The following is an 11,898-nucleotide window of genomic DNA, read 5'->3' as shown; positions in this document are numbered from 1 at the left end:
GTGGAAATTATTGTGACAATTATATTATAAAGGATTAGAAAAAGGTTATAACTATAGTAGAAATTGAAAATTTTTAGTATATTGAGAAAATGGATAAAAGCTTTTTAGCCCAAATCCAAGCACTTTATTAAATATAAAAATTCCTAGCTATAATAATATAAAAAAAGGGTATATAAAAAACAGAGTTTAGTCATAAAGATAATTATGAAATTAAAGGGGGGGAAATGTGAATTGTTGCAGCAAATTTTTGATGCGGAGTTTTTAGAGTCGATGTCTAAATTGATGATTGCATTATTTTTAGCTGGTTTAATTGGTTTTGAAAGAGAATTAAACCGTCATTCAGCTGGATTTAGAACTCATATTTTAGTATGTGTAAGTTCCTGCTTAATGATGTTATTGTCAATTAACGGCTTTGAGTATTTTATTTTGAATTATGATAATGTGCGTTTTGATCCTGCTCGAATTCCTTCCTATGTAATTAGTGGAATTGGTTTTCTAGGTGCTGGGACAATTATTGTGAATGGTGGGACCATTAAGGGATTAACGACGGCTGCATCGATTTGGGCGGTTGCAGGATTAGGATTAATTGTAGGTATAGGAATGTATAAAGAAGCGTTCGTTACTACATTTATAATATTAGTAAGTCTAATATTACTTAATAAATTTGAAAAGAAATTACATAGTAAAAACCATCATATCATCTTTGAAGTTAAGATTAATAATAGCGATAAAAAAGAATCCTTAAATTTTATTGACAGAATTCAAACTTTTCCGATTGAAATAAGGGAGTTCGATATTTCTAAAGAAAGTGAGGAAACAACCAAAATAAGAATGTATATAGATGCTATTCAAAAGAAGAAACAGGAAAATTTATATGAGTGGTTACTGAAGCAGGAAGATGTGAAGAAAATTAAAATTAGATTTCGATCATAACTCGTTTTAGTAAGGTAAATAAAGGGATATAATACGTAAGAGCAAATAGTTTCCATACTTGTTTACTTAGAGTATAATATGCATATAGTCAAATATAGTCAAAGTCAGAATGGAGGAGGGAATATGCGGAATATTTCAGATATAATCGAGGAATATTTAAAAACAACCATGCACAGCAATCAACATAAAATTATTGAAATAAAACGTAGTGAAATTGCTGATCGCTTTGAATGTGTACCCTCTCAAATAAACTATGTAATTAACACACGATTTACTTTAGAAAAAGGATACCTGGTAGAAAGTAAACGTGGCGGTGGTGGATATATCCGCATCAGTCGTATTACTAATGAAGATAAAGCGAAATTGATTGATGAGATAATCGAAATGATTCAACCACATATATCTCAACAAAAGGCAGTAAATATATTAGAAAGATTGTTAGAAGAGGAGTTAATCACAAAAAGAGAAGCAAAGTTAATGGTTCATGCAATTGATCGAAATACTTTATCATTTCAATTACCAATTCGTGATGAAATTCGGGCGAGAATTATGGCGGCAATGCTAACTGCCTTAAAATATGAATTTTAGGAGGTGTGGACTATGGAATGTCAAGAATGCCATAAAAATCACGCAATCGTTCATTTTGCGCAAGTAATTAATGGAGATAAAACAGAGATACATGTTTGTCAGCAGTGTGCTAAAGAAAAAGGATACGTATCTCCAGACGAGGATGCTTATTCTTTACATCATTTATTGTCGGGTCTATTTAATCCAAACTCAGAAGCGATGCAAAAGTTAACTGAACAGGAAAAAGAACAACAGGAAATACAATGTGATAAATGTGGGATGACCTATCAAGAATTTGCCAGCATAGGTAAATTTGGTTGTGCTTCATGCTATCAGACATTTTCTGAACACTTAAATCCTCTATTTCGAAAGGTTCATAGCGGTAATACTATTCATGAGGGAAAAGTGCCAAAACGAGTCGGTTCAGATATCTCTCAACGTAAAAAAGTCAGAGAGCTAAAAGTTAAATTACAGCAAGCTATTGCTGACGAGGCATTTGAGGATGCTGCGAAAATTCGCGATCAAATTAAAGGATTAGAAAAGAACCTAAACCAACATGGGGGGGAAGGTGAGGTATAAATGAGTTCTGAACAATTTATGAATGAAGCCGTCAGTCCATGGCTGAAGGAAGACGGTCCAGATAGTGACATTATCATGAGCAGTCGAATTCGATTAGCGCGTAATTTTGAACAGTCCCCTTTTCCACTTTTTGCAGAAGAAGCAATCTTAGATAGCATCCTTTATTTCATGGAAAAGGAATACAATCATCAGTCTTTTTTACATTATAAAGAACTAGAATTTGTGAGAATGTCGGAATTAAAACCTATGGAAAAGCAAGTTTTAGTAGAAAAACATTTAATTAGTCCACATCTAGCGGATAAGTCTAATAAAGGAGCGGCACTCATTTCTAAGAATGAGCAAGTTTCTATCATGGTGAATGAAGAAGATCATATACGTACACAATTATACTTCCCAGGGTTTCAATTGGATAAAGCGTTAGAAGAAGCCTTTCTTTTAGATGATTGGTTGGAAGAAAAAATAGATTATGCATTTGATGAAACCAGAGGATATCTTACTAGTTGTCCGACTAATGTGGGTACAGGATTAAGAGCTTCAGTAATGATGCATTTACCAGCATTAGTCATAACCAGAAAAATGAATCGCATGATTCCTGCTATTAATCAATTAGGTCTGGTTGTCCGCGGTATTTATGGTGAAGGAAGTGAAGCATTAGGTAATATATTTCAAATTTCAAATCAAATTACACTTGGAAGATCGGAACCGGATATTATTGAAGATCTTAAAGGCGTAGTAGAGAAACTGATTGAACATGAAAGACATGCACGAAATCTATTGATGGAGCAATCTGGGATTGAATTGGAAGACCGTGTCTTTCGTTCTTATGGCTTGTTAAAATATAGTCGTATTGTCGAGTCAAAGGAAACTGCAAAGTGTTTATCAGATGTTAGATTGGGTATTGACTTAGGTTTTATCAAAGATATTTCAAAATCAATATTAAATGAATTGGTGGTTTTAACACAACCAGCATTCTTACAGCAATATGCTAAAAAAATGTTGACACCGAATGAGCGGGATGTTTTTCGTGCATCACTAATCCGGGAAAGATTCACGCTGGAACAAAGGGAGGAATTTTAAATGATGTTTGGACGTTTTACTGAAAGAGCACAGAAAGTATTAGCATTGTCTCAAGAAGAAGCAGTGCGATTAGGTCATAATAATATTGGAACAGAACATATTTTGCTTGGCTTAGTAAGTGAAGGAGATGGCATTGCGGCGAAGGCTCTTCAGGCTATTGGACTTGGTGCAGATAAAATTCGGGAAGAAGTAGAATCATTAATCGGAAAGGGAAATCAGGTTTCTCAAACGATACATTATACACCGAGAGCAAAGAAGGTCATTGAGTTATCAATGGATGAAGCACGAAAATTAGGACATTCCTATGTAGGAACAGAGCATATTTTATTAGGCCTTATTCGCGAAGGTGAAGGGGTTGCAGCTAGAGTTTTAAATAACCTTGGGGTGAGTTTGAACAAGGCTCGTCAGCAAGTGCTGCAGCTGTTAGGCAGCAACGAGTCAACTAATTCTCAGAATGGCCGTACAAGTCAAAATACGAATGCTACAACACCAACACTTGATTCACTCGCACGTGACCTTACAGCGATCGCAAAAGAGGGCAATATAGATCCTGTAATTGGACGCGAAAAAGAAATTGAACGTGTTATTCAAGTATTGAGTCGTCGTACGAAAAACAATCCGGTGCTAATTGGTGAGCCAGGTGTAGGTAAGACAGCAGTTGCAGAAGGATTGGCACAGCAGATTGTCGAGAATGAAGTGCCGGAAATACTGCGTGATAAACGCGTAATGACTCTTGACATGGGGACCGTTGTAGCTGGAACTAAATACCGTGGTGAATTTGAAGATCGTTTGAAGAAAGTGATGGAAGAAATTCGCCATGCTAATAATGTTATCTTATTTATCGATGAGCTTCATACATTAATCGGAGCTGGTGGAGCTGAAGGTGCAATTGATGCTTCTAATATATTAAAGCCATCCCTAGCACGAGGAGAACTGCAATGTATTGGTGCCACAACATTAGATGAATATCGTAAATATATTGAGAAAGATGCAGCGTTAGAGCGGCGTTTTCAACCGATTCAAGTCAACGAACCCTCTGTTGAAGAATCCATACTTATTTTACAGGGGTTAAGAGACCGATATGAAGCACATCATCGAGTTACGATTACGGATGATGCAATTGAGGCAGCAGCAAAATTATCAGATCGTTATATCGCAGATCGTTTCCTTCCAGATAAAGCGATAGATTTAATTGATGAGGCAGCATCCAAGGTTCGTTTGCGCTCTTATACCACTCCGCCTAACTTAAAAGAGTTAGAACAAAATCTGGAGGAAGTTCGAAAAGAGAAGGATGCAGCAGTCCAAAGTCAGGAATTCGAAAAGGCAGCATCTTTGAGGGATAACGAACAACAACTTCGTAAAGAATTAGAAGAAACGGAAACAAAATGGAAAGAAAAACAAGGCCAGGAGAATTCTGAAGTAGTCGTTGAAGATATTGCAAGTGTTGTATCAACGTGGACAGGAGTACCCGTATCTGCTCTTACAAAAGATGAGAGTGAACGACTTCTGCAAATGGAGGATACGTTACATGGACGTCTAATTGGCCAAGAAGAGGCTGTAAAGGCTGTGGCTAAGGCAATTCGCCGAGCCAGAGCGGGACTAAAAGATCCTAAACGTCCAATTGGTTCCTTTATTTTTCTAGGACCGACTGGTGTGGGTAAAACAGAGTTAGCACGTGCATTGGCAGAAACGATGTTTGGTGACGAGGACTCCATGATTCGTATTGATATGTCAGAATATATGGAAAGACATGCAACCTCTCGTTTGGTTGGATCACCTCCAGGCTATGTTGGGTATGAAGAAGGTGGCCAATTAACTGAAAAGGTTAGAAGAAAACCATATTCTGTCATTCTGTTAGACGAGATAGAAAAGGCACATCCTGAAGTCTTTAATATCCTTTTACAAGTGTTAGAAGACGGACGTCTAACAGATTCGAAAGGTCGCACAGTTGATTTTCGCAATACCGTATTAATCATGACATCAAATGTTGGTGCAAGTGAATTAAAACAAAATAAATATGTTGGTTTTAGTATAGGCGATGAAGAACAGGATTATAAGGATATGCGTTCTAAAGTAACGAAGGAATTAAAGAAAGCATTTCGTCCTGAATTTTTAAACAGAATTGATGAGACCATCGTATTTCATTCACTTGAAAGAAAACATATGAAGCATATTGTTGAATTAATGGTAAAAGAATTACAAAAAAGATTAGTGGAACAAGAAATTGACTTTGAATTGTCTGATAAGGCTATGGAAAAGATTGCAAAAGAAGGATTTGATCCTGAGTACGGTGCAAGACCGTTGCGCAGATCCATCCAGAAAAATGTGGAAGATTTGTTATCTGAGGAATTATTAAAAGAAACCATTCAGAAGGGTCAGAAAGTAGTAATTGATCTAGACGAATCAGGTAAATTTCAAGTAAAGTAGAAATTTAAAAATCGGAAGGAGTCATTCTTCCGATTTTTTGTACTCGAAACCCTAAGAAAATAGTTAAACTAAACTGCGAAGTAACTGTTCGTTTTGAAAGTTTGATAATTGTGTGGCAGAAGCTTCGTCCATTTACTTCGCTTTCCGCGGGCATGGCCTTAGCTCCTCACTCACTTTGTTCGTTGCGGGGGTCTTCGACTCATGCTATTCCCGCAGCGTTGGATTTAAGCTCATCAATATACTTTAAGCATAACCATCCATAAAATATGCATAATTTCGCAGTTTGTATTTACTGCGAATGAAGAAAATCATTTTTTACACTTTTTACATACTTATTTAACCAAATTGATAGATCTTTGTAACTTATGAGGGGATATTTTCGTATATAATGAAAAGGAGCGATACTTTTGGCTAAGCGTAAATCAAAATTTGTATGCCAATCCTGTGGTTATGAATCTCCCAAATGGATGGGAAAATGCCCAGGTTGTCATGAATGGAATACTCTGGTAGAAGAATTGGAAGCAACTAAATCAGTACGAGGTAATTGGGCTACAGGGTCTAAAATGTCTCAGAAACCAGAAAAAATTACAAGTATCCATTCACATGAAGAACTAAGAATAAAAACAGGCATGCAAGAATTAAATCGTGTATTGGGCGGCGGGATCGTACCAGGTTCACTGGTACTCATTGGTGGAGATCCCGGAATCGGGAAATCAACCTTATTATTACAAGTATCCGACCAATTATCCCAACGAAATTTGGATGTTCTCTACATCTCTGGAGAAGAATCCGCCAGACAAACTAAACTCAGAGCGGATCGTCTTGCAATAAAGTCTGATCGGTTATATGTTCTATCTGAAACAAACTTAGTAGATATTGCTAATCAAATTGATCAATTAAAACCAGGATTTGTTGTGATTGATTCTATTCAGACTATCTTTAAGGAAGAGGTCACCAGTGCTCCTGGAAGCGTGTCACAAGTTCGTGAATGTACAAGTGATTTAATGCGTATTGCAAAGCAAAATCATATACCTATTTTCATCGTGGGACATGTGACGAAGGAGGGCGCGATTGCAGGCCCGAGATTATTGGAGCATATGGTAGATGCTGTATTATATTTTGAAGGTGAGAGGCATCATACTTTTCGTATTTTGCGTGGGGGGGTAAAAAACCGGTTTGGCAGTACGAATGAAATGGGTATATTCGAAATGAAGGAAGAAGGCCTTACGGAAGTATTAAATCCATCCGAAATATTTTTGGAGGAGCGGTCACAAGGTGTAGCTGGTTCAACAATAGTCGCCTCAATGGAAGGTACCAGACCGGTATTAGTAGAGATTCAGGCATTAATATCTCCTACCAGCTTCGGAAACCCTCGAAGAATGGCAACAGGGATAGATCATAATCGGGTCCCACTTTTAATGGCGGTATTAGAAAAAAGAGTGGGATTAATGCTACAAAATCAAGATGCTTACGTAAAAGTTGCCGGCGGTGTAAAACTGGATGAGCCTGCGATAGATTTAGCGGTAGCAATTAGTATTGCTTCTAGCTTTAGAGACAAGGCACCGCATCCGGAAGATGTACTTATCGGAGAAGTTGGTCTAACTGGTGAAGTACGAAGAGTGTCACGAATCGATCAACGCGTGCAAGAAGCGGCGAAATTAGGTTTTAAGCGAGCGATTATTCCATCAAAGAATATCGATGGTTGGAAAGCTCCCTCAACAATAGAGCTAGTAGGGGTGCAATCTGTACAGGAAGCTATCAAAATAGCATTAGGAGACTAATGGGGGTTTAATTAGAAATTTATTTTTATATGTTTAAAATTCGGATAGTAGGAGACAATAATTTATAGGAGGTGACTGTGGTGCTAAAACGATTCGTGCAAATATTTTTTATTATTGCAGGCGGTACCGCTGGATATTTATATGTTCCCAATTTGTTAGAATTAATTGGGTTTGCTCAAGGTACATGGATAACGGCTGATTATATAGGGCCATATGTAGGATTAGTAATAGGAGCAATTATTTTATTTATTTTTTCTTTGTGGATTTCTGACTATATTGTGAGTTTCTTTAACTGGATCGAAGAAATGTTAATGAAAGCACCGGTTGCAGACCTATTATTTGGTAGCTTAGGTATTATTATTGGATTAATTTTAGCTTATTTCTTAAATGATCCAATCCAATCGATTGATATACGGGTAGTCTCACAGGTAGTACCTATCTTTTTAAGTGTCTTACTTGCGTATTTCGGTTTTCAGGTTGGATTTAAAAGAAGAGATGAATTATTAAATTTTTTACGATCGCCAAAAGGGAAAAAAGAAAAACATCAGCTGCAGACGAAGTTCCATTAGAATTATCTAAGCCAAAAATTCTGGATACAAGTGTCATCATTGATGGGCGAATAGCAGATATTTGCCAAACAAACTTTCTGGAAGGTACTATTATTATTCCGCAATTTGTATTAGAGGAATTACAACATATTGCTGATTCTTCAGATGCATTAAAGCGTAATCGAGGTCGCAGAGGGTTAGATATTCTTAATCGGATTCAGAAGGATTTACCTATTAATGTGGAGATTTATGAAGGTGATTTTGAAGAAATACAAGAGGTTGATAGTAAACTAGTGAAACTTGCCAAAGTTATGACAGGTATTGTCGTAACCAATGATTTTAATTTAAATAAAGTATGTGAGTTTCAAAAGGTCCCTGTATTAAATATTAATGATCTGGCAAATGCTGTGAAACCTATTGTTTTGCCTGGTGAAGTATTAGCGGTACAGGTGATCAAAGATGGGAAAGAACAGAATCAGGGTGTGGCTTATTTAGATGATGGTACCATGATTGTGGTGGAAGAGGGTAAAAATTATATTGGTCAGCATATTGAAGTTGTCATCACAAGTGTTTTACAAACATCTGCAGGACGAATGATTTTTGCCAAGCCAAAATTGCTTGAAAAAGCACTCTAAAAAAGGTATAACATATAGAGGATAACAAAAAGTGATAACTTATAAGTTATCACTTTTTGTTAGCTTATAATTATGAAGAATAGTCGAAAATAATTAAATCTAAATGTGATTAATATTTTGAAATAGTTGCTGATGGACATACAAAGTCGTTTAATTTAGAGATTGGGGTGGCCGCATGGTAGAATATAATGTAATTGTGTTAGCGGCAGGACAAGGAAAGCGTATGAAAGCAGGAAAAAACAAGCAATTTATAGAATTATTAAAAGAGCCATTAATCATACATACATTGAGAAAATTCATTCAGGATAACTGGTGCAGGCACATTTACTTAGTAATAAATCCATTGGAACGGACAGAAATGGAAATGTTATTAACAAATTATTCATGGCACAAACAAGTAATCGTTGTACATGGTGGTAAAGAAAGACAAGAAAGCGGCTATCAAGGATTACTTGCTATAAAAGGAGACGAGCAACAGCGTGTTATTATGATTCATGACGGGGCCAGGCCTTTTGTAGAAGAGCAGCATTTGCATGCCTTAGCCCAAGCAGCTAAGCAAGAAAAAGCAGCACTATTAGCAGTACCTGTAACAGACACGATAAAGAGAAAAAGCGGATGTAAAATGGAAACGTTAGACCGATCGACTTTATGGGCCGCGCAAACACCTCAGGCATTCGATTATAATTTAATCAAAAATGCTCATGAGAAGGCTATATCTTGTAACTTTCTCGGTACAGATGATGTTTCTTTAGTTGAAGCATTAGAAATGCCAGTTGAAATTGTAGAAGGGTCATATAGAAATGTTAAAATAACAACACCCGAAGATATTATGCGAGCTGAAATGATATTAAATCAACAGGAGGAATAGTAATGTTTCGAATTGGACAGGGCTTTGATGTGCATCGGTTAGTGGCGGACAGACCATGTATCATTGGAGGGATAGATATTCCTTATCAATATGGTCTTCTTGGGCATTCAGATGCAGATGTATTGTTACACACAATTGCTGATGCCTGCCTGGGAGCCATTGGTGAAGGAGATATCGGAAATCACTTTCCAGATACAGACCCAGCATTTAAAGACGCTGACTCTCAGCAATTATTACAAGAAGTGTGGAAATTAGTGGAACAGAAGGGCTTTGTACTCGGAAATCTAGATTGTACAGTGATTGCACAGGCACCAAAACTTGCACCATATATCGGAGCTATCAGAGATAATATTGCGCGGTTATTAAAGTGTGAAAGTGACCAAGTGAACGTCAAGGCAACAACAACTGAAAAATTGGGATTCACTGGCCGAGGAGAGGGTATTGCTGCACAAGCAATCGTTCTTTTAACCGAGAAATAAAACATAACAATTTGTCGAAGATAATGATAAAATGGAATTAGATCGTGACAGGCTCGATAAAAATATACTTTTGGAGGGACAGTAACAATGGGAAATGAAGTACGTGTACGTTATGCACCAAGCCCAACAGGAAATCTTCATATTGGAAATGCAAGAACAGCACTTTTTAATTATCTATATGCCAAACATTTAGGTGGCAAGTTTATTATTCGTACGGAGGATACGGATGAGAAGCGAAATGTAGATGGCGGAGAGGAAAGTCAATTACGCTTCTTAAAATGGTTAGGATTAGAATGGGATGAAGGCGCAGATATTGGTGGAGAATATGGCCCATATCGTCAAACAGAACGTTTGGATATTTATCAGAAATATGTAAATGAATTGCTGGAGCGAGGACTAGCTATAAATGTTATATGACAGAAGATGAATTAGAGGCTGAGCGTGAAGAACAACGGGCGAATGGACAAGTTCCGAAGTACTCAGGAGCGCACCGTGATTTAACAGAAACACAAATAAAACAATTTGAAGCAGAAGGACGTCAACCAAGCATTCGTTTCCGTGTTCCAGAAAATAAAACATACACGTTCCAGGATATTGTACGGAACAATATTACATTTGAATCAGGTGATTTTGGTGATTGGGTTATGGTGAAGAAAAATGGTATCCCAACCTATAATTTCGCAGTTGCAATCGATGATCACCATATGAAGATAAGTCATGTGTTACGTGGGGGGGAAGAGCATATTTCCAATACACCAAAACAAATGATGATCTATGACGCTTTTAAATGGGATGCGCCACAATATGGGCATATGACATTAATCTTAAATGAAAATCGAAAAAAATTAAGCAAACGTGATGAACATATTCTTCAATTTATTGAACAATATAAAAATTTAGGATATATACCAGAAGCACTATTTAATTTCATTGGATTACTAGGCTGGTCACCAGTTGGTGAAGAAGAAATATTTACGCAGGAAGAGTTTATTAACATTTTTGATCCAGAGCGTTTATCAACGTCACCAGCAATTTTCGATCCGGCAAAATTAAAATGGATGAACAACCAATATATAAAAAATGCTACATTAGATGAAGTGGTAGATTTAAGCTTGCCGCACTTAGTTGATGCAGGTAAACTACCCGAAAACATGAATGAAGCACAGAAGGAATGGGCTGTGAATCTTATCAGTCTTTATCATGATCAACTATCATATGGAGCAGAGATTGTTGAATTAACAGATTTATTCTTTAAGAAAGAAATTCATTATGATGAAGAAGCCATGTCTGTGTTGAATGGAGAGCAAGTACCAGAAGTCATAGAGGGATTTCTGGAACAGTTCAGTAATATAGAAGTGCTGTCCCCCCCAGAAGAGATTAAGGCAAGTATTAAAGTAACACAAAAGGTAACGAAGCAAAAGGGTAAGAATTTATTTATGCCAATTCGGGTAGCAACAACAGGCCAGGTTCATGGCCCGGAATTACCAAATGCAATTTACCTTTTAGGCGAGGAAAATGTTAAAGCCAGACTGCAAAATGTCTTAGCACAAATCAAATAAGTAGCAAAAACTTTAAAACTCACTATAATAAAAAGTAATAAGGTACGTGGAAGAGGAGAAGTAAAAGATAGGTAGCTTGTACAGAGAAAACCATGTCATGCTGAGAGTGGTTGAAGCACGTGTCTTTGAAATGCACCTCGGAGTTTCTTCCAGAACGCACGGAGTACGGAAGAACGGTTTGCCACCGTTATCGGTTCAAGTCGAGGGTGAAAAATCTGCCTAAACAGAGTGGAACCGCGCCTGAAGCGTCTCTGAGTTGCAAAACTTAGGGGGGGCGCTTTTTTTATGTAGGCATATCAAAAGAACTTCAGTGAAGAGGGTAGAATCATATCTCTGACTTAAATATGGATAGAAAAAAACATCCGTAAAGTTTTCACTAGTTTGCAGTTGTGTCAATTAAGTAATTAATTGTATTGAGAAAGATTTCAGTCATATATTTTTATTT

At 36.9% G+C, this 11,898-nt stretch carries 8 protein-coding genes, 2 pseudogenes and 1 other annotated feature; all 10 genes and pseudogenes read left to right on the top strand.

Features of this window, described 5'->3' with window-relative positions; all coding sequences use genetic code 11:
• Positions 1–270 precede the first annotated feature (270 nt).
• The 10 genes and pseudogenes from JCM21714_RS10755 to gltX all read left to right on the top strand — a co-directional run bounded on the left by JCM21714_RS10755 (position 271) and on the right by gltX (position 11,453).
• Positions 271–933, top strand: a complete 663-nt coding sequence (locus JCM21714_RS10755; RefSeq protein WP_052000518.1) for an MgtC/SapB family protein — start codon at positions 271–273, stop codon at positions 931–933.
• 123 nt (positions 934–1,056) lie between these two features.
• The gene (locus JCM21714_RS10750) at positions 1,057–1,521 is read left to right on the top strand and encodes a CtsR family transcriptional regulator (protein ID WP_035724209.1); all 465 of its coding nucleotides are present in this window, start codon (positions 1,057–1,059) and stop codon (positions 1,519–1,521) included.
• 12 nt (positions 1,522–1,533) lie between these two features.
• Positions 1,534–2,079 carry a protein-arginine kinase activator protein McsA gene (mcsA, locus tag JCM21714_RS10745; protein WP_035724207.1) on the top strand — a complete coding sequence of 182 codons (546 nt, stop codon included), beginning with the start codon at positions 1,534–1,536 and terminating at the stop codon, positions 2,077–2,079.
• Positions 2,080–3,156 carry a protein-arginine kinase McsB gene (mcsB, locus tag JCM21714_RS10740; RefSeq protein ID WP_035724205.1) on the top strand — a complete coding sequence of 359 codons (1,077 nt, stop codon included), beginning with the start codon at positions 2,080–2,082 and terminating at the stop codon, positions 3,154–3,156.
• On the top strand, positions 3,157–5,583 hold the full coding sequence (gene clpC, locus JCM21714_RS10735) for an ATP-dependent protease ATP-binding subunit ClpC (protein ID WP_035724202.1): 2,427 nt from the start codon (positions 3,157–3,159) through the stop codon (positions 5,581–5,583). It abuts the gene before it with no gap.
• A gap of 407 nt (positions 5,584–5,990) precedes the next feature.
• Entirely contained in the window at positions 5,991–7,364 is a 1,374-nt protein-coding gene (radA, locus tag JCM21714_RS10730; RefSeq protein WP_035724198.1) for a DNA repair protein RadA, read from the top strand.
• A gap of 80 nt (positions 7,365–7,444) precedes the next feature.
• Positions 7,445–8,547, top strand: a pseudogene (locus tag JCM21714_RS10725) (PIN/TRAM domain-containing protein).
• A 175-nt stretch (positions 8,548–8,722) separates the two neighbouring features.
• The gene (gene ispD / locus JCM21714_RS10720) at positions 8,723–9,415 is read left to right on the top strand and encodes a 2-C-methyl-D-erythritol 4-phosphate cytidylyltransferase (protein WP_035724195.1); all 693 of its coding nucleotides are present in this window, start codon (positions 8,723–8,725) and stop codon (positions 9,413–9,415) included.
• Between the two features lie 2 nt (positions 9,416–9,417).
• Positions 9,418–9,894: a 2-C-methyl-D-erythritol 2,4-cyclodiphosphate synthase gene (ispF, locus tag JCM21714_RS10715; RefSeq protein WP_035724192.1), complete on the top strand. Its 477-nt coding sequence runs from the start codon at positions 9,418–9,420 to the stop codon at positions 9,892–9,894.
• Positions 9,895–9,981: 87 nt separating this feature from the next.
• Positions 9,982–11,453: pseudogene (gene gltX, locus JCM21714_RS10710) on the top strand (glutamate--tRNA ligase).
• Between the two features lie 38 nt (positions 11,454–11,491).
• Positions 11,492–11,709 (top strand) — a binding site (T-box leader).
• The last annotated feature ends 189 nt before the right edge of the window (positions 11,710–11,898 follow it).

The sequence above is a fragment of the Gracilibacillus boraciitolerans JCM 21714 genome, from assembly GCF_000521485.1.
Classification (GTDB): Bacteria; Bacillota; Bacilli; order Bacillales; family Amphibacillaceae; genus Gracilibacillus; species Gracilibacillus boraciitolerans.
This window is presented reverse-complemented; position numbering and strand designations above follow the sequence as displayed.